This window comes from Microbacterium sp. As-52 (assembly GCF_049949185.1).
GTDB lineage: Bacteria > Actinomycetota > Actinomycetes > Actinomycetales > Microbacteriaceae > Microbacterium > Microbacterium maritypicum_A.
In genome coordinates, this window is the sequence record NZ_CP188171.1 from 1,557,030 (window position 1) to 1,577,947 (window position 20,918).

General features: G+C 66.5%; 24 protein-coding genes. 12 read left to right on the plus strand and 12 right to left on the minus strand.

Annotated features, from left to right (window positions below; genetic code table 11):
• The first annotated feature begins 22 nt into the window (after positions 1-22).
• Positions 23-358 carry a nucleotide pyrophosphohydrolase gene (locus tag ACLFA2_RS07430; RefSeq protein ID WP_426622309.1) on the plus strand — a complete coding sequence of 112 codons (336 nt, stop codon included), beginning with the start codon at positions 23-25 and terminating at the stop codon, positions 356-358.
• Positions 355-2,094, plus strand: a complete 1,740-nt coding sequence (locus ACLFA2_RS07435; protein WP_426622310.1) for a DNA/RNA helicase domain-containing protein — start codon at positions 355-357, stop codon at positions 2,092-2,094. Before ACLFA2_RS07430 ends, ACLFA2_RS07435 begins: the two co-directional genes overlap by 4 nt.
• On the opposite strand, the gene ACLFA2_RS07440 is transcribed toward ACLFA2_RS07435, so the two are convergent.
• Complete coding sequence (locus ACLFA2_RS07440) at positions 2,084-2,704, minus strand: MerR family transcriptional regulator (protein WP_426622311.1); 621 nt, start codon at positions 2,702-2,704, stop codon at positions 2,084-2,086. The genes ACLFA2_RS07435 and ACLFA2_RS07440 overlap by 11 nt on opposite strands.
• Positions 2,705-2,774: 70 nt before the next feature.
• Here ACLFA2_RS07440 and ACLFA2_RS07445 point away from each other — a divergent pair, with 70 nt between their 5' ends.
• The 5 genes from ACLFA2_RS07445 to ACLFA2_RS07465 all read left to right on the plus strand — a co-directional run bounded on the left by ACLFA2_RS07445 (position 2,775) and on the right by ACLFA2_RS07465 (position 5,935).
• Positions 2,775-3,290, plus strand: a complete 516-nt coding sequence (locus ACLFA2_RS07445) for a DUF4188 domain-containing protein (RefSeq protein ID WP_426622312.1) — start codon at positions 2,775-2,777, stop codon at positions 3,288-3,290.
• Between the two features lie 212 nt (positions 3,291-3,502).
• A complete protein-coding gene (locus ACLFA2_RS07450) occupies positions 3,503-3,718 on the plus strand; it encodes a hypothetical protein (protein ID WP_426622313.1) in 216 nt (71 codons plus the stop codon).
• 37 nt (positions 3,719-3,755) lie between these two features.
• On the plus strand, positions 3,756-4,184 hold the full coding sequence (locus ACLFA2_RS07455) for a polynucleotide kinase (protein ID WP_426622314.1): 429 nt from the start codon (positions 3,756-3,758) through the stop codon (positions 4,182-4,184).
• 123 nt (positions 4,185-4,307) lie between these two features.
• A complete protein-coding gene (locus ACLFA2_RS07460) occupies positions 4,308-4,649 on the plus strand; it encodes a YciI family protein (protein WP_426622315.1) in 342 nt (113 codons plus the stop codon).
• A complete protein-coding gene (locus ACLFA2_RS07465) occupies positions 4,646-5,935 on the plus strand; it encodes an RNA polymerase sigma factor (protein ID WP_426622316.1) in 1,290 nt (429 codons plus the stop codon). The genes ACLFA2_RS07460 and ACLFA2_RS07465 overlap by 4 nt, the downstream gene beginning before the upstream one ends.
• On the opposite strand, the gene ACLFA2_RS07470 is transcribed toward ACLFA2_RS07465, so the two are convergent.
• From ACLFA2_RS07470 to ACLFA2_RS07480, 3 genes are all read right to left on the minus strand, one after another.
• Positions 5,932-6,297 carry a hypothetical protein gene (locus ACLFA2_RS07470; RefSeq protein ID WP_426622317.1) on the minus strand — a complete coding sequence of 122 codons (366 nt, stop codon included), beginning with the start codon at positions 6,295-6,297 and terminating at the stop codon, positions 5,932-5,934. The two genes, ACLFA2_RS07465 and ACLFA2_RS07470, sit on opposite strands and share 4 nt — an antisense overlap.
• Positions 6,298-6,313: 16 nt before the next feature.
• Entirely contained in the window at positions 6,314-7,246 is a 933-nt protein-coding gene (locus ACLFA2_RS07475; protein WP_426622318.1) for a hypothetical protein, read from the minus strand.
• Positions 7,247-7,440: 194 nt separating this feature from the next.
• The gene (locus ACLFA2_RS07480; RefSeq protein WP_235045233.1) at positions 7,441-8,019 is read right to left on the minus strand and encodes a TetR/AcrR family transcriptional regulator; all 579 of its coding nucleotides are present in this window, start codon (positions 8,017-8,019) and stop codon (positions 7,441-7,443) included.
• Between the two features lie 86 nt (positions 8,020-8,105).
• Between ACLFA2_RS07480 and ACLFA2_RS07485 the strand changes: the two genes are divergently transcribed.
• Complete coding sequence (locus ACLFA2_RS07485) at positions 8,106-9,107, plus strand: SDR family NAD(P)-dependent oxidoreductase (protein WP_021200262.1); 1,002 nt, start codon at positions 8,106-8,108, stop codon at positions 9,105-9,107.
• A 59-nt stretch (positions 9,108-9,166) separates the two neighbouring features.
• Here the strand turns inward: ACLFA2_RS07485 and ACLFA2_RS07490 are convergent, their stop codons facing one another.
• Complete coding sequence (locus ACLFA2_RS07490; RefSeq protein ID WP_426622319.1) at positions 9,167-10,801, minus strand: SIR2 family NAD-dependent protein deacylase; 1,635 nt, start codon at positions 10,799-10,801, stop codon at positions 9,167-9,169.
• 162 nt (positions 10,802-10,963) lie between these two features.
• Here ACLFA2_RS07490 and ACLFA2_RS07495 point away from each other — a divergent pair, with 162 nt between their 5' ends.
• A complete protein-coding gene (locus tag ACLFA2_RS07495; protein WP_426622320.1) occupies positions 10,964-11,350 on the plus strand; it encodes a VOC family protein in 387 nt (128 codons plus the stop codon).
• Positions 11,351-11,353: 3 nt separating this feature from the next.
• Here ACLFA2_RS07495 and ACLFA2_RS07500 read toward each other — a convergent pair whose 3' ends face one another.
• The 6 genes from ACLFA2_RS07500 to ACLFA2_RS07525 form a co-directional block, all read right to left on the minus strand.
• A complete protein-coding gene (locus ACLFA2_RS07500) occupies positions 11,354-11,800 on the minus strand; it encodes an NUDIX domain-containing protein (protein ID WP_426622321.1) in 447 nt (148 codons plus the stop codon).
• Between the two features lie 36 nt (positions 11,801-11,836).
• Positions 11,837-11,995, minus strand: a complete 159-nt coding sequence (locus tag ACLFA2_RS07505) for a hypothetical protein (protein ID WP_426622322.1) — start codon at positions 11,993-11,995, stop codon at positions 11,837-11,839.
• A gap of 35 nt (positions 11,996-12,030) precedes the next feature.
• Positions 12,031-12,801: a 3-keto-5-aminohexanoate cleavage protein gene (locus ACLFA2_RS07510; RefSeq protein ID WP_426622323.1), complete on the minus strand. Its 771-nt coding sequence runs from the start codon at positions 12,799-12,801 to the stop codon at positions 12,031-12,033.
• Entirely contained in the window at positions 12,798-13,028 is a 231-nt protein-coding gene (locus ACLFA2_RS07515) for a DUF2188 domain-containing protein (protein WP_021200253.1), read from the minus strand. The genes ACLFA2_RS07510 and ACLFA2_RS07515 overlap by 4 nt, the downstream gene beginning before the upstream one ends.
• A gap of 96 nt (positions 13,029-13,124) precedes the next feature.
• Positions 13,125-14,321 carry a MalY/PatB family protein gene (locus ACLFA2_RS07520; protein ID WP_426622324.1) on the minus strand — a complete coding sequence of 399 codons (1,197 nt, stop codon included), beginning with the start codon at positions 14,319-14,321 and terminating at the stop codon, positions 13,125-13,127.
• A gap of 317 nt (positions 14,322-14,638) precedes the next feature.
• The gene (locus tag ACLFA2_RS07525) at positions 14,639-14,977 is read right to left on the minus strand and encodes a VOC family protein (protein WP_426622325.1); all 339 of its coding nucleotides are present in this window, start codon (positions 14,975-14,977) and stop codon (positions 14,639-14,641) included.
• A 195-nt stretch (positions 14,978-15,172) separates the two neighbouring features.
• Here ACLFA2_RS07525 and purL point away from each other — a divergent pair, with 195 nt between their 5' ends.
• Together purL and ACLFA2_RS07535 are read left to right on the plus strand one after the other, a co-directional pair.
• Positions 15,173-17,506 (plus strand): phosphoribosylformylglycinamidine synthase subunit PurL, encoded by a 2,334-nt coding sequence (purL, locus tag ACLFA2_RS07530; RefSeq protein ID WP_426622326.1) that lies wholly within the window; start codon positions 15,173-15,175, stop codon positions 17,504-17,506.
• Complete coding sequence (locus ACLFA2_RS07535) at positions 17,503-17,658, plus strand: hypothetical protein (RefSeq protein WP_168441047.1); 156 nt, start codon at positions 17,503-17,505, stop codon at positions 17,656-17,658. The genes purL and ACLFA2_RS07535 overlap by 4 nt, the downstream gene beginning before the upstream one ends.
• Positions 17,659-17,680: 22 nt before the next feature.
• Here ACLFA2_RS07535 and ACLFA2_RS07540 read toward each other — a convergent pair whose 3' ends face one another.
• Positions 17,681-18,253, minus strand: a complete 573-nt coding sequence (locus tag ACLFA2_RS07540; RefSeq protein WP_297557040.1) for a TetR/AcrR family transcriptional regulator — start codon at positions 18,251-18,253, stop codon at positions 17,681-17,683.
• A 69-nt stretch (positions 18,254-18,322) separates the two neighbouring features.
• On the opposite strand from ACLFA2_RS07540, the gene ACLFA2_RS07545 reads away from it, so the two are divergent.
• A complete protein-coding gene (locus ACLFA2_RS07545; protein WP_426622327.1) occupies positions 18,323-20,869 on the plus strand; it encodes an MMPL family transporter in 2,547 nt (848 codons plus the stop codon).
• Positions 20,870-20,918 lie beyond the last annotated feature (49 nt).

Below are 20,918 nucleotides of genomic sequence, written 5' to 3' on the forward strand. Positions count from 1 at the left end.
AAGCTCCTGATAGCGTCGCACTATGCCGTCGCCGCAGACTCTCGCCGCCCTCCGCGCGTTCGTTGCCGAACGGGACTGGGACCAATTTCACTCCCCCGAGAACCTCGCAAAGAGCATCTCGATCGAGGCGGGCGAGCTCCTCGAGTGCTTCCAGTGGTCGCCGGACTTCGACCAGGAACAAGTCGAGGCGGAGCTCGCCGATGTCGTCACCTACTGCATCCACCTCGCGAATAAAATCGGCGTCGACCTCGACGAGATCGTCATGAAGAAGTTGGAGTCGACGAAGGCGAAGTACCCCGTTGAGTTGGCCAAGGGCCGCATGACGAAGTACACCAAGCTCTCCGAGGCGCCGGAGTGACAGAGTTCAGTATCCAGCGCCTTCCGTTCCGCCGCGACGCTGTTGACACCTGGGCGCATGACGACACCCGCCACACCAACTGGCCGGTCGTCTACGTGATCGAAGGTGACGCGCAGCTTAGTTCGCCGGGACTCTACGTCGGTGAGACCGTGAGCGCCGCTACTCGGATGCGTCAGCACCTCGCCGGATCGAAGAAGAACGAGTCCCTCGAGTCGATCCGCGTCGTCGTGGATCACACGTTCAACAAGTCCGTCTGTCTCGACCTTGAATCGCATCTCATCCGTTGGTTCTCCGGCGATGGCCGATATCGCATTCTCAACGGCAACGATGGTCTGACTGACGCCCAGTACTACGACCGCGACGTCTATCGCGAGTCTTTCCGCGATGTGTTCGAGGCGCTGCGAGCAGAAGGACTCTTCTCTCGCAGCATTCCTCAGATCGAGAACTCGGACCTTTTCAAACTGTCGCCGTTCAAGGCGCTGACTGACGACCAGGGAATCGCGATCATGGACATCCTGGAGGGTCTGCTCGAAGATCTCGACAACCCAAGCGCCCGGTCAACGCTCGTTGTCCAGGGCAACCCGGGAACGGGGAAGACGATCATCGCGATCTTCCTGATGAAGCTGCTCGCCGACATTCGCGACTACGACGACCGGGACGGCATCGAGCCTGACTCGATGTTCTCGGAGTTCTTTGTCCCCGAGAATCGCGAGCTGCTCAAGACGCTTCGTATGGCGCTCGTGATTCCGCAGCAGTCCTTGCGGGAGTCAGTCAAGAAGGTCTTCAAGAAGACGCCCAAGCTTGACGCTGCAATGGTGATGTCGCCGTTCCAGCTCGGAGAATCGAACGAGACTTACGACCTCGTGCTCGTCGACGAAACTCACCGTCTTGGGCAGCGAGCCAATCAAGCGTCGGGCGTGCAGAACAAGAAGTTCCGCGAGATTAACGAGGCTCTTTTCGGAAGCGATGATCCTCACTACACCCAACTCGATTGGATCAAGGCTCGGAGCAAGCACCAGCTCCTGCTTGTCGACGGTGAGCAGAGCGTGCGGCCTCATGATCTCTCTCCGGCGGCGCTCAACGCCGAAATCAGTGGGGCCAAGGATGCACATCGCTTTTTCCGCCTCACGACCCAGATGCGCGTGCAGGCTGGCGCAGACTATGTCGAGTTCGTCCGCGCCCTGCTGAGAGATGAAACGCCAACGCTCCCCGACCTTGGTGAGTATGAACTCCGGCTCTTCGACGACCTCGGAGAGATGCGCGACGCCATCCGGCAGAAGGATGCTGAGGTCGGCCTCTCCCGCCTCATCGCGGGCTACGCGTGGGATTGGGTGTCGAAGAAGAACCCGGACGCGTACGACATCGAGCTTGACGGTGAGCGGATGCGGTGGAACGGCACCGATAAGGACTGGATCAACTCGAAGGGGTCGCTCGAAGAGGTCGGTTCGATTCACACCGTTCAGGGGTACGACCTGAACTACGCCGGGGTCATCATCGGGCCTGACCTCCGCCTCGACCCCGTAACCGGGCGGATCGTCGCTGATCGGGAGAGCTATCGCGACAAGAAAGGCAAGGAGAACACCGGGCACCTGAAGGATGCGTTCGGGGACGATGACCTACTGACGTTCATCCGGAACATCTACGGAGTGCTGCTAACGCGTGGGATGCGTGGAACATTCGTCTACGTGTGTGACCCAGCGCTGAGAGAGCGTCTGTCCGCGGCGCTCAAGCGCTAGTTCCGCCCCCACCGAACCGCTCCCCCGAGCTCACCTGCTGCGCGACCCGCCGCAGCGCCAACAACAACGGCTCCACCAGCACCGACCCCAGCACCACGTACCGCACCGCCGCTTCCGCAGACTCCTCCGGCACCCCGACGATCTCCGCATCCGCAATCCGCCGCATGCTCGCGAGATACTCCGCCATCGCCGCATCCGGAACGGTGAACCCGACGCGCTCCAGCCCCTGCAGCGCCCGCGCGACCGCGTGCAGCACCGCCACGTCGCACATCCCCGGCTTCCACCCGAGCCCTGCGACAAGAGCCTCAGCGTCCGCCAGATCCAAAGACTCATCCACCGGCGGAGTGATCGCCGCATGCGCCGTCCCGAGCAGGTCGTGCGCACTCTCCGGCGGATCGTCCAGCGCCCCCAGCACCCGCCGCGTCTCGGCGATGCTCACCCCCGCGTCGAGCAGCGCCCGGATCACCCGCAGCCGCTCCACGTGCTTCTCGCCGTACGCGGCCTGAGTCGCGGACGACCTCTCGCCCTCGGGCAGCAGCCCCTCACGCAGGTAGTACTTGATCGTCGGCACGGTCACGCCGGTCTGGGCTGACAGTTCGGAAATTCTCATGGCCACCTCTTGACTTCGATAGTAGCGCTATCCATTATGGATAGTGAAACTATCCAATCAAGGAGACATCATGTCAAAAGTCATCACGGGCCGCATGACCCACCGCCACGAGGGCGAGCTCGTCGTGTTCCACATCGGGATGCAGATCAACCGCTGGTGGCGCCCCGACCTGTGGATGCCAGCCTTCTTCGCCATGCCGGGAATGCTGCGCGAACTCAGCACCGATCCCGACTCGGGCATGCTCGGCTACCACCTGCTCTTCGGCTCGGGCGGACCTTACGTCGTGCAGTACTGGTCTTCCGTCGACAAGCTCTACGCCTACGCGTCGAGCCCGAACCAGCAGCACCGCCCCGCCTGGACCGCCTTCAACCGCGCAGCCCGCAAGGCTCCGGGAGCGGTGGGCGTCTGGCACGAGACCTTCCGCGTCGACACCGCCGAGAGCGTGTACGTCTCAACGAAGCCGATGGGGCTGCCGAAGGCCACGGAGCTCGTGCCCGTCGGTAAGCGTCATGACCGGGCCCAGGCGCGGTTCGCGGAGGGGCGGACGGATGCAGCGAAGTCTCTCGCCTCACCCCCTTCCCCCTGACCCCGGCCCCATACACCTGAGCGCACCTGCCAACCCCGCTTCCGCCGCGCCCTCCGCCGGACCGGTCGAAGCCAGACGGCGTGCGCAGCAGGAGTAACGTCTTACACGACGGCGGGGATGGTCAGTGAAGGAGCAGTGATGAAGATCGCAGAACTCAGAGATCAGCCGAGAACGGGCACAGCCGGCCAGCACACAGCGAACGAGACGGTCTCGTGACGGCTGAACGCGCCCGCGGCACGTCGCGCGAGCGAGCCACCGTCGTGGCGTTGATCCTCATCAGCGCCGCGCTTCCGGTGGTCGCCAACCTGCCGGTGTTCCAGAACCTGGTGTGGGCCTTCTGGCTCGCAGCCCTCGTCCTCATCGTCGGTGCGTCGGCGTTGCTCGTGGGCGTCACCCGGCGTGAACGACGACGTTCCGACGAGTCCTGAACCTCGTCACCACCGAAGAAACCACTACCCTCGCACCATGCTCACCGATCGCCCGCGCGCCTGGATCTTCGACGTCGACGGCACACTCGCCGTCATCGGCGACCGCTCCCCGTATGACATGCGCAAGGTGTCGATCGACACCCCGAACCACCCTGTCGTGGTCGCCGCCCAAGCCTTCGCCGCGCACCCCGACGTCGACGCACTCATCGTCGTCTCGGGTCGAGATGAGACCGCCCGCCGCGCCACCGAGGCGTGGCTGACGTTCAACGAGATCCCTTTCGACCGCCTCCTACTCCGCCGCACCGGCGACCAGCGCGCCGACGACATCGTCAAGGCCGAGATCTACGACGCCCACATCGAACCGCACTTCACCGTGATCGGCGTGGTCGACGACCGCCGCAGCGTGGTCGAGATGTGGCGGTCTCGCGGACTGGTCTGCTTCCAAGTTGCCGAAGGGGACTTCTGAGGCGCACCCGGTCGGAGTACAGCGACTTCGGCGCGGTCCATCATTTTCCGGATCGGTGTCCTGTGCGCTGGTGGTCATCCGTCGTCTGGGTAAGTAGATGTAGAAAGACCTTGAGGAGAACACATGCGCTACGTACTTTTCATCTGCACCGACCCGACCGCTGAGCCCTACGTCGAGGCCGAGGACAACGCCGGGGAGTGGGTGGCGTCGCTGCAGGACAGCGGCTCCTACGTCTTGGGCGACCGCCTGCGGCCTGTCGAAGACGCCACGACCGTGCGCGTCCGCGCCGGCGAGCGGATCGTGGCCGACGGACCGTTCACCGAGAGCCGCGAATGGATCGCCGGGTTCGACGTGATCGACGCCGACGACCTCGACGCCGCGATCGCGATCGCCGCCGCGCACCCGATGGCCCGGTTCGGCCTGGTGGAAGTGCGCCCCGTGTGGCCGCTCGGGTCGACGATGTGACCACACCGGAGGAGCCAGCGAGCACGCTTTCGGATGCCATGGCCGCCGTCCGGCACGTGGCATCGATCGAGTACGGCCGTGTGGTCGCGAGCGTGATCGGCACAGTCCACGACTGGACTCTCGCCGAAGACGCCGTGCAGGACGCCCTGGCTCGAGCCGTCGAGCGGTGGCCAGGCGGCGGGGTTCCGGCGAACCCCGCCGCCTGGGTCACGACCGTCGCCCGCCGCCGCGCGATCGACCTCGTCCGACATGCGGACGCCGAGCGCCGGGCGGTGGCTCGCCTGGAGCACGAGCCGCACGATGGCATCGACGCCCACGAGGCCGACGACGCATTCCCACATGGGGACGAGCGGCTGAAGTTGATCTTCACCGCCTGCCACCCCGCGTTGACCCTGGAAGCCCGCGCGGCGCTGACGCTCCGCACCGTCTTGAACGTGTCGATCGAACAGCTCGCCGGGATCTTCGCCGTCGCACCCGCGACGATGGAGAAGAGACTCGTGCGGGCTCGGGCCAAGATCGCGCACGCGAACATCCCGTACCGCGTTCCGGATGCCGCGCAGCTCGACAGTCGAAGCGCGAGCGTCTGCGAGGTCCTGTCCGCCCTGTTCACCATCGGCTACTCCGATCCGACGCTCCAGCCCGACCCCGGCGCCGAGGCCATCCGGCTTGCTCGGCTGTGCCGACAGCTGCTCCCCTCGGATTCCCCGGCTCGACTCGAGTTCACGGGGCTGCTCTCCCTCCTTCTTCTTCAGCACTCCCGCCGCGCGGCACGCACGACCGCCGACGGGTTGTCCGTGCCGTTCGACGAACAGGACCGTGGACTGTGGGATATCTCCGAGATCGAGGAGGGGCTGCGACTTCTCGACGACGCCGTCGAGAAGTCAGCACGGGCGGGCATCCATGGCGGGCGGCACCTCATCCGCGCCACCGTCGCGGCCGAGTACGTCCGCCCCGCCCCGGGGATGGAGATCGACCACGCCCGCATCGCCGACATCTACGGGGTGCTGGAGCAGGTGGATGCATCGCCGTTCGTTCGCCTGAACCGTGCGGTCGCCGTCGCGAACGCGGGACGACCGCACGAAGCCCTCGCGCTGACGGAGGCGCTCGAGAGCTCGCTGGGAGGACACCACCTCTACTCAGCAGTGCGGGGAGATCTCCTGCAGCGCCTCAAGCGCGACGAAGAAGCGTCGTCTGCGTTTCGCGATGCCGCACGCGCCGCCCCGACAGAACGCGAGCGGCTGTCGTATGCCCAGCACGCTGACGACATCGCCTCGGCGTCGACCTAGCCTGCTGCGGGATCAAGCGCGTTCGCATTCTCAATGATGCGCATTCGTCGAGGGGAGAACACCAACACGGCTCGGTGTACGAATGATTCCTCACTCAACGCCGGGAGACGAGCCAGCTCCATTGCCCCCGTCACCACCCTCATCACCAGGGCCGCGAACACAAAGATCGGTCCAATCCATGGCGCCTCGGATCCGAACATGAATCCCACAGCGACAACGCCGCCCACGATGACCACGTTGACGATCGCTACGACTACGCCCAGTCCTCGAGGGAGGGTCATCCCGGAACTGATACCGATACTGACCCCCAGGGCACAGATGACGAGGTAGACAGCGAGCTCGCCGCCGATCTCCAAGATCATTGCCATCGCTCCTTCGTCAGCATGTCACCCTCATGATGACCCCTGGCACCGGCGCGGCAGTGAAGAACAAGCAGGTCTTAGGGTTGTCTCCCTGAGCGATATGCGCCTGAGCCACAATGTATGAGCCAAAGACGGCGCACGCCTGGAACACCTTCGGCAGCGCCTTTGCGAAGATTCCACACATCCCGACCGCAGCCGTGTAGTCCCGGACCCGCGAGGTTTCAGCACGCGTGAGCTTCATTCCCCAGATGGGACCGTTCCAGATCCAGCTCGGATCAGCCACCACCGGGTACGCGGTTGTGGCGCTCGGGGTCACAACCTGGAACAGCTCATCCCCTCGCACCTCGTACCGCGTTTCCACCGCGGCACCATTCGCGTCAGTCGCCCACGGGGCCGCAACGGGCACATAATCGCCGGTCTCGTCCAAGAAGATCACTTCACCGGTGTCACTCTGGTACGGCTGATAGCCATCCATGCGGTATCCGAATTCGCGTGGGCTCTCGGCACCGCCCAACACGGTCTGGATGCGCGTCGATCCGTCGGCGAGCGTCTGCACAGCAACTGCATCACCCGAACTGTCGTCGGCAGTGAAGACGACGGTGCCATCCTCAGCCACCACACCATCGCTGATGGGGATTTCGTCAGGTAGCTCGATGGCCCGACGTTCCGTCTGGGTGCCTCCATCAATCGGCACACTCACAACGACGTTCTCTTCAGCCGAAAGCGGTACTGCCGCTGAAATCTCCCCTACCGTCGTGCTCAACTGGCCGCCCCGGACCATCCCCGGCTGGGACAGAATCGTTGTCGGGGTCGCCGCCTCAATGGTGGCCGCAACAGACTCCGCGCCATCGACGTCGCTGTCCGACGCATGAGCCGGCAAAGCCATCGTCGTCGTGAGGGCAATGGTGGCGGCTATCGCGACGACGAGTTCGCGCGTTCTTTGCATCATCTCTGGGGTCCATTCACTCGTAGCGGCCCGCCGATAGTTGACCTCGCCTCTCACGCTTGGCCATATGAGCAATAAAAGCATACATATGAGGACGCTACTGATATTCTGCGTTCTGCCGAGCCCCCCTAAGCCACCCGTCACGTGGCCGCGAGCGCCTCACGCCTCATCGAGCACAGGCCGACGAGCGCGGTGCCTCAGTGACCAGAAACCGCGATCCCCCGCAGCAACCGCACCACGGTCTCCTCTACCCGCTCCGCACTCAACGGCCGCCCGATCAGCGCAGAATACGAGGCCATCGCGATGAACTGGTCCGCGATCGCGGCCGCATCCACGTCCGCCCGTACGTCGCCGTCGGCACGCCCGCGCGAAACCCGCTCGGCGACCCACTCCCTAATCGGCGCCGCCAGCCGCTCGTTCAACACCAACCCCAGCTCGGGATCGGCCGCGGTCACCTCGATCAGCGCCCGCGCCAGCGCCACACCCTCGGGCCGGGCCAGCCCGTCGGACATCGCCGAGAACCACGCCCGCAGATCCGCTCCGAGGTCTGCCGTCATCGGCACCGACACCTCGGCTCCCGGCAGCGCCCCCTCGAGCAGCGCCTCCCCGAGGATCGCGGCCTTCGACGGCCACCACCGATAGATCGTCTGCTTCGAGACCTCCGCTTCGGCGGCGAGACCCTCGATCGTCACAGCCTCGTACCCGTCTGCGGCGAGCGCACGCCGCATCGCGTCCAGTACGGACTGGCGGGCTTTCTCACTTCGAGGACGGGGCACCTTTCGAGCGTACCCAGGCGTACACTGGAACATAAGTAGACGCACCGTTGCGAAACTTGCACGGGACCCGAACAAGGAGAAAGAGCATGGCCCTCACCGCACACTCCACCATCGGCGACTGGATGAACGACCCGACCGGCGGGCCTCTCATCCGCGGACTCTTCGAGAAGACGGGCGCCGACCCCGAGCTCCTCACCCCCGTGCTCGGACTCCCCCTGCAGCAGCTCGTCGCGATGAGCCAGGGCCAGCTTCCCCAGTCGGTCGTCGACGACCTCGTGCGCGCGGCAAACGGCGGCGAGATCCCCGAGGACGACGCCTCCGAGGGTTGGACCGAGAAGCCCACGTCCGGCCGCTTCGCCGGCAAGACCGTGATCGTGACGGGCGCCGCCTCCGGTATCGGCAAGGCCACCGCCTCGCGCATCGCCCGGGAAGGCGGACGCGTGATCGCCAGCGACATCGCCGCCGAGAAGCTCGACGCCCTGAAGTCCGAGCTTCCGGATGCGGACATCGTCACGGTCGCGGGCGACCTCACGAAGCAGGATGCGATCGACGCCGTCCTCGCCGCCGCGGGCGACCGCATCGACGGCCTCGCGAACGTCGCCGGCATCAACGATGACTTCTCCCCCGCGGGCGAGACCCCGGATGCCGTCTGGGACCGCGTCATCGCGATCAACCTGACCGCTCCGTTCAAGCTCATGCGCGCGGTCATCCCCGTCATGGAGGCGGCCGGTCGCGGCGCGATCCTCAACGTCTCGAGCGAGGCGGGCCTGCGCGGCAACGCCTCGGGCAACGCCTACACGGCCAGCAAGCACGGCATCATCGGCGTCACCAAGTCGGCGGCCTTCATGTACGGGCCGAAGGGCATCCGCGTGAACTCCGTCGCCCCGGGCGGCGTCGCCACCGGCATCCCGATGCCCCCGCACATGTCCGAATACGGCTCGGGCCGCCTCGCCCCGTTCCAGCAGGCCATCCCGACCGTGGCGACAGCCGAGCACCTGGCGGCCTCGATCACGTTCCTGCTGTCGGACGACGCCGTGAACATCAACGGCGCCATCCTCGCCTCGGACGGCGGATGGTCGGTGCAGTAAGCCCGACCGCGAAGCCGACGCCCCCGCCGACCCGAACGGCGGGGGCGTTTCGTATCCGATCACCAATCGTCTGCGCGTTGGAGGATCGGCATGATCACCTTGACGCCGGCACGAGCCTGCTGAGGAGTCACGGTCGCGATGCGGTGAACAATCTCGTTTCGCTTAGTGATCGCGTCCTCGACACTGCGCAACTCCGCCCCTGAGGAGATCAGTCCAACACGGTTCGCTTCGCGCACGAGATTACGGAGGCTCGATCTAACAGGTACTTCGCGTTTCCCGTCTAGTGCTCGACTGAGCGCAACCTCCAGTAGTGAGACAGCCGATACAAGTGCAGGGCCGTAGTGATGAGACGCTAACAGTCGAATAGGTTCATCTCGATGAGTCGCTACGTCCGGAGCGGCGACGGACAACCAGTTACGAATCCGCGCAAGGAACTCGACGGGATCAGCATCGACGGATGGCCGCATCAATACCTGGACGTCATCCACCGCCCGGACAGGAAGCCGACCAGTATCGACGCCGCGATCGAAGTCACGATCATCTTTGATGAGCAAAACGCTTTCGCGTCCTTTGCGTGCGAGGGCCACTGCGGCTTCATATGATTCCTGTCCGCCATCAAGCTCGACCACGACAAGCAAAGACCGCTCGATGAGCGCATCCAGCTTCGTTGCAACGGCGCCAGGTGCACTGATGACCTCACGCGACACGACGGGCACCAGGCCGTGGGCCTCGAACTCGGGAAAGACATTTTCGCGATACCAACCAACCAACGTCGGCGGCAACGTGAAGAGACATAGCCTGCGGGCATCATCTGCAGGTAACTGAAGATCGGCAGCCACGCGGTCGTCGGTGCTGACGCTAGCAGCGGAAACCTTCGCCCTCCAATAGTCAGCGATTTCGAGAAAAAGGCGAGCAAACCCGTCGCTGCGAGTCTCGCCCCTTCGCAACGGAAGGTTTACGACCTTCACACCACGTCGCTCGAACCGCGCTATCGCGCTAGGTTTCGCATCAAACTGTATGGTCCAGAGCGGCCGCCGCATGTTCCCGAGGCGCAGGTTCAAAAGTGCAAGCAGTTGGCGAGTGTCCGGATCGTCAAGGCTGTAGCCGATGAGTATGCCTGTGTGGTCTATGAGCATCGCGGACACACTCGTCGCGAGGAGAGGATATGCCAGCAAGAACCGGTCGTAGTCGTCTTCCGTGAGGACCAGTCGAGACGGGTGGTGGAGATCGCCATGAAACTTTATGACGCGTGGGCCAGCCGACCTGTTCGGTGCAGATAGCTGCGCTTCGTCAATGACCGGCATGCAGCCCTTGAGAACTTCGTCGTATGACTTCTCGAGGAGGAAGTCAAAGTTTGTCGTGACGACATCAGTGAACCCCACCCTTGCGAAGGCCAAATGTGCACGCCCTGGGCGTGCACGGTGCGCTCTGATCAGAGTGCCCACTTTGTCGACGAGCGCGACGCGCCCAAACGCCTGCTCGTACGCAGAGATCGATTCGATCGGGGTCGCGTCTGTCGAAGCACCATGAACAGCTTGCCCCAACGAGCTTCCGAGTCCCGCCCAGTCGACGGGCGCTTCGCCATCCTGGTAGTTTGCGTTCCTGGAAAACCCAGCGCCGACGATTGGCAACCACGATCCGCTCACCAGATCGTCAAGGAGCGGGGACGGAAATCTCGAGATGTATGTTGTCACGTCGCCAAACTAGCTTCAGTCTCGCTTCGATTGGAACAAGGGACGTTCAACAATCACGCTCCTGCTCAGCGCGCCGAAAGCTGACGCGACGGGCATGACCAATTAACAGCGTCGTCTCAGGCCCCCTAGTAGCTCCCGACGCCCGCGACCTACACTCGCTCCATGCTGAAGCTCGTGTCGATCGTGATCCGCGTGACGGACCTCCCCGCGCAGGCCACGTTCTGGAAAGCAGCTCTCGACTACGTCGAACGCGACCCCGCGGACGACGACTGGGTCGTGTTGAAGCCGCGCGAAGCCGGCGCTCCCTGCATCGCCCTCGACCCCCACCACTCCGAGCGCATACTGCCTCCGCGCATCCATCTCGACATCGACGCCGAGGGTCAGGCCGCCGAGGTGCAGCGGCTCCTCGCTCTGGGTGCGCGCGAGGTGCACTGGGACGGACGCCCGACCGACGCCGACCACGTGATCATGGAAGACCCCGAGGGCAACCGCTTCTGCATCGTCGACCGTCCCGACTGGTCGGGGTGGGACGGCGCAAGCGGAGAGTGAGGATTAGCCGACGTCGGCCAACATCCGATCCACCCACACCGGATGCGGCAACGTGGCGATCTCGGCGCGCGTAAACCATCCGACCTCGACGACCTCGTCTTGATCGGGCACAGGCGGATCAAGCAGTTCGCACGCGAACGCAGTCGACACGTACGACACGCGATCCCCGTTCGGATACGTCACGACGAGCGATTCGCCACCGAAGGCGCCGACGATCCCCGTGACGCGGATGCGGGCGCCGATCTCCTCCTGCACCTCTCGGGCGATCGCCTCGTCCGGATCCTCCCCCGGCTCGACCCCACCACCGATCAGACCCCATTGCTCCGAACCCGCCGCGCGCGCGAGAAGGAAACGATCGCCCTCGCGGATCACCGCGGTCACGCCCGGCAGCAGCAGGAGGTCGTGACCGATCCGCGCCCGGATCGATCGGACGTACTCAGAGAACGACATGCCGGGAGTCTAGGTTCCGAGACTGCGCGTAGGCCGTCACTCCAGGCCGGGCCGTCGTTCTCGGGCCGTCGCCTGCCGGTGCGACGCGAGAGCCGCGCGCACGGCCGAGTAGATCACCAGCCACACGACAGCGATCCCGATGAAGACGTACGCGAGATTCGCGAGAAGGACGAGAAGAAAAGAGCCAGAGAACATCGCCCCAGGATGCCGCACCCCGTGCACCTGCCCGGTCAGACTCCCCGCATCCGCGCCACGGCCGCCCGCACCAGCGCGGCGTTCCCGGGCGCGGGCGCACCGTCGGGGAGCAGCAGAGTGTCTTCCAACCCGATGCGCGACGCCAGCCCGAGCTCGACCGCGAGGTCGAACACCGGCCAGGTCGACCCCTCTTCGCCATGGAGCAGAACCGGCAGGTCGGGCTCTTCGAGCTCGACGTGCGCGATCATCCCCTCGGCGTGGTCGCGCAGCAGCTCGGTCGGTTCATCGGGAAGCTCGATCAGCACCCGTAGGCACTCACCTCTCACCGGCGAACGTTTCCACACCTCGAAACCGGCCGCGTCCCACAGACCGGCCTCGACCGCGACTCCACGCTTCAGCAGCAGGGCGGCCACCTCGTCGGCACCGGCCTCGTGCCAATTGACCGATGCGTGATCGGGCAGCTCCGTCCACGACTCGATCGCGGCGAGACGACGCGCGACATCGGGCTCGGCCCACGCCCCCGTGGTCACGCCGACCGGCACACCGGGAATCGCGGTCCGCACTGCCCGCACCCACCGCGCGACATCGTCGGCGGCGAGACTGTCACGACCCGCCGCATCCTTCGGGTGCACGTGCACCTCCTGCGCTCCCGCAGCCACCGCACGCGCGGCGTCGTCGGCCACGACCGAGGCATCCGCGCTCAGCCACGGGTGATCGACCGCATCACGGGCGCCGTTGACACATGCCTGCAACTGCATCCGACGCGCAGACCGGGCAGGAGGGTCGGAGTCCGACACCACCGTCATCGACCGATCAGCTCGCGGGGGTGCAGGTCGTACGCGGAGGAGTCGGCCGACGGGCCCTCTTCCGTCCGCACCGTGTGCTCGACCTGACGTGCGACCGCCGCGCTGCGACCGACCTTGACCGCCTCGGCTTCGCTCTCGAAACTGCTCCCCAACGTCTGCGATTCCCCTTCGATGCGGTTGAACCAGATGCCGTTGCGGTGGAACGTCTCGATGTCGCCTGCAGCCATGGCGGGATCCCTTCTCTCGTATCCCTTTCTACGTGAGACCACCGACACGACAGAGGGGCTTGACAGCCTCCACGGCGCCGCCCGAGCACCCCCGGCTCAGACCCTGAGACCCGCCCGGCGCACGGCGTCACCCATCGCCACGAACGCCTCTTCGAGGATCGGACGCGGTGTCGCGAAGACCACCCGAACATGGCCCTCGGCGCCACGCCCGAGCAGCCGCCCCTCGGTCAGCACGACCCCGGCCCGCTCACGAAAGAACTCGGCCGGCGGCTCAGGGATCCCCAGCGTGGAGGTGTCGATCCACCCGATGTACGTCGCCTCGGGCACGCGATACACAGCCCCGGGAAGATGCTCGTCCACCAGCCGCGCGAGCTCGAGCCGCGATCCGTCGAGGTACGCGATCACCTCCGTCAGCCACGGCTTTCCCGCCCGATACGCCGCCGTCGAGGCCACCACGCCGAGGGTCGCCGCGCCATGCTGCACCGCGAACCCGAACCGCTTGTACAGCTGCTGGTCGGCATCGTTCGAGGTGATCAGCTGCGCGGTCTTCAGCCCCGGGATGTTCCACGCCTTCGAGGCACTCGTGCCCGTCACCGTGTGCGCGGCAGTCGCCGCCGACACCGACGCGTAGGGCACGAACGGCGCACCGTCGTAACGCAGCGGCGCGTGGATCTCGTCCGCGAAAACCCGCCCGCCGTGCCGCTCGACGATCTCGGCGATCGCCTCCAGCTCCTCACGTCCGACGATCGTGCCGGTCGGATTGTGCGGATTGCAGAGCACGAGCGTCCGCGCCCCTGCAGCGAACGCCTCGTCGATGCGCTGCAGATCGTGCTGCCAGCGTCCGTCGATCTCGACGCCGGGGACCTCGATCACCGGATGCCCGATCGCCGGCAGGTATGTCAGGAACGGCATGTACGCCGGAGTCGGCACGATCACGGGCGACCCCGCGGGCGCATACTCCTGCACCGCGACGCCGAGCGCCGCCATCACGTCCGAGACCGGATGCACACGCTCGGGGTCGACCGCCCAGCCGTACTCATCCTGCATCCACTCGGCCGTCGCCTCCCCCAGCTCCGCGGCCTGCGGAGGGGAGAGGTAGCCGAGATTCTCGTCGTCGATCGCGCGATGCAGTGCCTCGGCGATCTCGGGAGCGACCCCGAAATCCATCTCCGCCACCCATGCCCCGATGCGACCGGGATGCAGACTCCACTTGCGACTCTGCGGCCGATCGAGGAAGAGACGGGTGCGCGCATCGAAGGGATGCGACGGTTGCGAGGAACGGTCCGTGGTCATGATCTGGGTGCCCGCCGGCTCAGCCGACGGCGTCGATACAGGACGCGTGCAGGACGCGGATCTCGGACACGGGGACTCCATTCGCAACGGCTCCGACCAATCTACGGACACCGCTGCGCCGTCGCATTTCGCGTTTCCATCCGTGACGCGATTCCGGGCCCCGCCGAGAGACGGCCAGCCGACGGGGCCCCGGCCGGGGCGTGAACAACTCCGGAGACTCGCCCCGCAGGTGGCTCGAATCCCCTCCCAGAGTCGAATCTGCAGAACTTCTCCTGAGTTGTGCACGCGACTCCCGGGACAGTGTCCGGAACCGAGGCTCAACCGGCGACGTCGAGCACCCAGGTCACGCCGAAGCGGTCGGTGAGCATGCCGAAGCCGGACGACCACGCCGACGCGGCCAACGGCTCGACGATTGTCGCGCCCTCGGAGAGCGCGTCCCAGTACCCATGGATCTCGTCGAGGGAGTCGGCCCGCAGCGACTGGAAGAAGGTGCGGTCGGTGATGGTCGCTCCGTTCTCACGGCGCGTGGTCCCGGCCGTCGCCGCCGGGTCCTGGTCATCCTGGCCCGGGATGTCGTAGGCCATCAGGCGGATGCCCGCGGGGGAATCGAGCTGCCCGAACACGATCTTGTCGAGGCCGGGGACACCCTCGTGCACGCCGAACTGTGACCCGTGCCTCGTCTTCTACACCGACCACCCTGATGCTGTACGAGTGCACCGCGTGCTTCACACGCGGAGAGACATCGCCGCCGTCCTCATCGACCGACTCTGACTCCGCATCCCGCGGAAGAGCGGCCCCACCCACGCCGGTAGACTGGACCTGCCCCGCCGGCCCCTTCCTTTGGAGTGCGCGTGACCACCGCCCCTGCACCTTCCCACCAGCACGTCCCCGACTCCGTCGAGAACGCGATCGCGACGCCCGAGAAGGAGCAGCCGTACGCGGCCCTCGGACTCAAGCCCGACGAGTACGCGCGCATCAAGGAGATCCTCGGACGCCGCCCCACCTCGGGCGAGCTGGCGATGTACTCCGTCATGTGGAGCGAGCACTGCTCCTACAAGTCGTCGAAGAACTACCTGCGCCGCTTCGGCCAGAAGGTCAGCGACGAGATGAAGGAACGCCTGATGGTGGGCATGGGCCAGAACGCGGGCGTCGTCGACGTCGGCGAGGGCTGGGCCGTCACCTTCAAGGCCGAGTCGCACAACCACCCGTCGTTCATCGAGCCCTTCCAGGGTGCGGCGACCGGCGTCGGCGGCATCGTCCGCGACATCATCTCGATGGGCGCCCGCCCGGTCGCGGTCATGGACGCCCTGCGCTTCGGTGCAGTCGACCACCCCGACACCGCCCGCGTCGTGCACGGCGTGACCAGCGGCATCAGCTTCTACGGCAACTGCCTGGGACTCCCGAACATCGGCGGCGAGACGGTCTTCGACGCCGTCTACCAGGCCAACCCGCTCGTGAACGCCCTCGCGGTGGGCGTGCTGCGTCATGAAGACCTCAAGCTCGCGAACGCGACCGGCGTCGGCAACAAGGTCGTCCTGTTCGGTGCGCGCACGGGTGGCGACGGCATCGGCGGCGCGAGCATCCTCGCGTCCGACTCCTTCGACTCGACCGGCCCGACCAAGCGCCCCGCGGTGCAGGTGGGCGACCCGTTCGCCGAGAAGGTGCTCATCGAGTGCTGCCTCGAGCTGTACCGCGGCGAGCTCGTCGAGGCGATCCAGGACCTCGGTGCCGCCGGCATCTCGTGCGCGACCAGCGAGCTCGCGGCCAACGGCAACAGCGGCATGAAGGTCTCGCTCGACAACGTGCTGCTGCGCGACCCCACGCTCACGGCCGAGGAGATCCTCATGTCGGAGTCGCAGGAGCGCATGATGGCGATTGTCGCGCCCGAGAAGCTCGATGCCTTCCTCGAGGTCGTGAACAAGTGGGAGGTCGAGACCTCCGTGCTCGGCGAGGTCACCGGTGACGGACGCCTCATCATCGACTGGCAGGGCGAGCGCATCGTCGACGTCGACCCCTCGACGGTCGCGGTCGACGGCCCCGTCTACGACCGCCCGGTCGCCTACCCGACGTGGATCGACGCTCTCCAGGCGGATGCCGCCGAGAACCTGCCCCGCGCGACCGACCCGGACACGCTGCGCGAGCAGTTCCTGAACCTCGTCGCCTCGCCGAACCTCGCAGACACGAGCTGGATCACCAACCAGTACGACTACTACGTGCTCGGCAACACGGCCCTCTCGTTCCCCGACGACGCCGGCATGATCCGCGTCGACGAGGAATCGGGTCTCGGCTTCGCGGTCTCGACCGATGCCAACGGCCGCTACTGCCAGCTCGACCCGTACGCGGGCGCACAGCTGGCCCTGGCCGAGGCGTACCGCAACGTCGCCGTCACCGGCGCCGTGCCGACCGCGATCACCGACTGCCTGAACTTCGGCTCTCCCGAGAACCCCGAGGTCATGTGGCAGTTCGGCCAGACGGTCGACGGCCTGGCCGACGGCTGCTACGAGCTGGGCACCCCGGTCACCGGCGGCAACGTCTCGTTCTACAACCAGACCGGCGACGTGCCGATCCACCCGACCCCACTGGTCGGCGTGCTCGGCATCATCGACGACGTCTCGCGCCGCATCCCCTCCGGATGGCAGGACGAGGGCCAGAACATCTACCTGCTCGGCACCACCTCGACCGAGCTCTCCGGCTCGGCATGGGCAGAGGTCGTGCACCAGCACCTGGGCGGTCTGCCCCCGAAGGTCGACCTCGCGGGCGAGAAGCGCCTCGCCGGTCTGCTGTCGGCAGCCCGCGACGAATGGCTGATCTCCTCGGCGCACGACCTCTCCGAGGGAGGCCTCGCGCAGGCGCTCGCCGAGGGCGTCATGCGCTTCGGCGTCGGAGCTCGCGTCTGGTTGAACGAGATCATCGAGCGCGACGGAGTGGACGCCGCAACCGCCCTGTTCTCCGAGTCGACCGGCCGCGTGATCGTGACCGTGCCCCGTGAGGATGACGTGAAGTTCCGCGGCCTCTGCGAAGGACGCGACTACCCGGTGATGCGCATCGGCGTGACCGACAGCGAGGGCGCGAAGCTCGAGGTGCAGGGCGTCTTCACCGTGTCGGCCGCCGAGCTGCGTGAGCGCTCGCAGGCCACCCTCCCGTCGTACTTCGGCCCGACCGTCACGGAGCAGGTCAGCGCATGAGCGACGTCAGCCGCCAGAACCCGAACGACGAGGACTACGGCGACCTCGGCGAGAAGCGCAACCGGCGCATCCGCATCGTCGCCTGGACCGTCATCATCGCGCTCATCCTCGGCGGTGGCGGCGCGACCGTGCTGACCCTGCTCCTCGGCTGAGACACGGGACAGCACCTGCCGCTCAGCGGGTGAAGAGGTACCTCGTCAGCTCGATGATCCCGTCAGGTCCGTGGCTCTCCCGTCCGAGCGACTCCACGATGATCGCGCCGAGGATCGCCCGACCGATCTGCGCGATCGGTGCATCCTCCGGCAGCTGACCGTCGCGGATCCCGCCCCTCAAGCGCTCAGACAGGTGCTGCTCGACGCCCAGGCTTCCACCGAGGTGCGCACCGACCGCAGCATCTTCGGCGGCAGCCGCGACCAGCGACTGCAGCAGGGCCTGACCCTGCGTGCTCGCGAGGATCGTGAAGACCGACTGTAACCACGTCTCGACGTCGGCGAACAGGTCGCCCGTGTCGGGCACGATGAAGTCCACCGGGATGAGACGTCCGTCCACGAGACAGTCGGCGATCAGCGCACCGCGCGACGGCCACCAGCGGTAGATCGTCTGCTTGCCGACCCCGGCTTCCTTCGCGATGCCCTCGATCGTGAGCCGGTCGTACCCCTGCGCATGGAACAGTCGGGAGGTCGCATCGAGGATCGCCTCGCGCGCCGCCGTGCTGCGCACGGGCCCGCTCCGGTGCTCGTTGACCATGGATTCAGGATAGCCACAGATCTCTAGACGAGACGTGCCGTATGATCTTCGAGTCTGAAGGAGACCACTGTGGCATCACTGCTGTACCGTCTGGGTTCGTTCGCTGCACGCAAGGCGTGGACGGTGATCGTCTCGTGGGTCCTGATCCTCGGTATCGGCGTGGGAGCCTTCCTGACCCTCGGCGGCACGCTGAGCAACAGCTTCGACATCCCCGGCACCGCCTCGGGCGCGGTCACCGACGAGCTCGCCGACAAGCTGCCCGACACGGCCGGTGGCACCGGCACGGTGGTCTACCGGACCGAAGACGGGTCTCCGTTCACCGACGACCAGAAGAAGGAGATCTCCGACCTCGCCGCGAGCGCCGAGGATCTCGACGGCGTCGCCGGGGTGATCGATCCGTTCGACGCGCAGAAGCAGCAGGACGAGCAGGCGCAGCAGCTCACCGACGGCCAGACCCAGATCACCGACGGCCGCGCGCAGCTGGATGCCGCCCAGACCCAGCTCGACGACGGACGCGCGCAGCTCGAAGCCGGGCTCACACAGCTCACGGCGGCCCGCACCCAGGCCGAGCAGTCCGGTGCCGGGTCCGCACAGCTCGCCGCCCTCGACGCGCAGATCGCCGCGGTGAACGCCCAGCTGGCGCAGGTCGCGGCCCAGAACGCCGAGCTCGACCAGTCGCGCATCACCCTCGACGACAACGCCGATCAGGTGGAGCTGGGCTCGACCCTCCTCGATCTGGCCGACGGCATCGGCGTGGTCTCCGAAGACGGATCGACCGCCATCGTCAACATCTCGTTCGTCGACCCGCGCCTCGAACTCTCCGAAGAGGTGAAGCAGGGCGCGATCGACCACTTCGCCTCCTCCCCCGTCGACGGTGTCGAGGTCGACTTCGGCACCGACATCGCACAGGGCGTCCCGGAGATCTTCGGCATCGGCGAGGCGGTCGGCCTCGCATTCGCGGCGATCGTCCTCATCGTGATGCTCGGCTCCCTCATCGCCGCCGCCCTCCCGATCGTCACCGCCATCGTGGGTGTGGGCGTCGGCGTCACGGCATCCCTCGCCTTCTCCGGCGTGGTGAACATGGCCTCGGTGACCCCGGTGCTGGGTGTGATGCTCGGGCTCGCGGTCGGCATCGACTACTCGCTGTTCATCGTCAACCGACACCGCAAACAACTGCTTGCCGGGGTGCCGGTGCGTGAATCCATCGGCCTCGCCACGGGCACCTCCGGCACGGCCGTCGTGTTCGCCGGCACGACCGTGATCGTCGCACTGCTCGCCCTCAACGTGACCGGCGTGCCCTTCCTCGGCCTCATGGGCACGGTCGGTGCGGTCTGCGTCGCGGTGGCCGTGCTCGTGGCTATCACCCTCGCCCCCGCCATCCTCGGCCTCGTCGGCACGCGCCTGCTCAGCCGACGAGCGCGGGGAACGATCGGCCAGGAGCACGCGGCAGGCAAGCCCGTGAAGCGCATGTCGACCCTCCGCGCCGTCGTCACCGCACTCGTGAGCGTGGTCGCCCTGCTGATCATCGCCATCCCCGCCATGTCGATGCGCCTCGGGCTGCCCGACGGATCGAGCGAACCGAGCGACTCGACCAGCTACCGCGCGTTCCAGACCGTCGACGAGCAGTTCGGCGAGGGCGCCAACGGACCGCTGCTGGTCACCGCGACCCTCGACGATGCCGTCAGCGACGACGACCTGCTCTCCACGCAGGTCACGATCGCCCAGGCCATCGCCGACCAGGACGACGTGGTGGCCGTCGCGCCGATCGCGACGTCCGACGACAACACGCTGCTCGCGTTCCAGGTCGTGCCGAAGGAGGGACCGAACAGCGCCTCGACCGAGAAGCTCGTGCAGGACCTGCGCTCGATGCCCGCGATCGGCGACGGCATCACTCTGGGCGTCGCCGGACAGGCCGCGATCAACATCGACATCTCCGAGGCGCTGGCCGGAGTCCTGCCGCTCTACCTCGTGGTCGTGGTCGGGCTCTCGCTGCTCATCATGATCGTGGTGTTCCGGTCGCTGCTCGTACCCATCATCGCGACCGGCGGGTTCGTGCTGTCGCTCTTCGCGACGTACGGCCTCATCGTGGCGGTGTTCCAGTTCGGCTGGGGCGCCGAGATCATCGGACTGCACAGCACCGGGCCGATCCTCAGCTTCCTTCCCGTGATCCTCGTCGGCATCCTGTTCGGACTCGCGATGGACTACCAGCTGTTCCTCGCCTCCGGCATGCGCGAGGCGTACGTGCACGGCGCCTCGGCGCGGGATGCCGTCGCCCAGGGCTTCCGCGCCGGCCGCTCGGTCGTGATCGCCGCCGCCCTCATCATGGTGTCGGTGTTCGGCGGGTTCATCTTCTCGGAGTCGACGATCATCCGCTCCATCGGCTTCGGTCTCGCGTTCGGCGTGCTGCTCGACGCGTTCGTGGTGCGCATGCTGCTGATGCCGGCGCTCATGCACCTGCTCGGACGCTCGGCGTGGTGGCTGCCGCGCTGGCTCGACCGCATCCTGCCGAACGTCGACATGGAAGGAGCGGCGCTCGAACGCGACCACCCCGGCATGAAGGCCGTGGCCGTTCCGACCGCGACCGACTCGGTGCCGACGCGGGAGACATCCGCCTGATCGGGAGTCGGAGACACCTCGCCCGGCGGATTTCTCCGTGTCGGGAGGA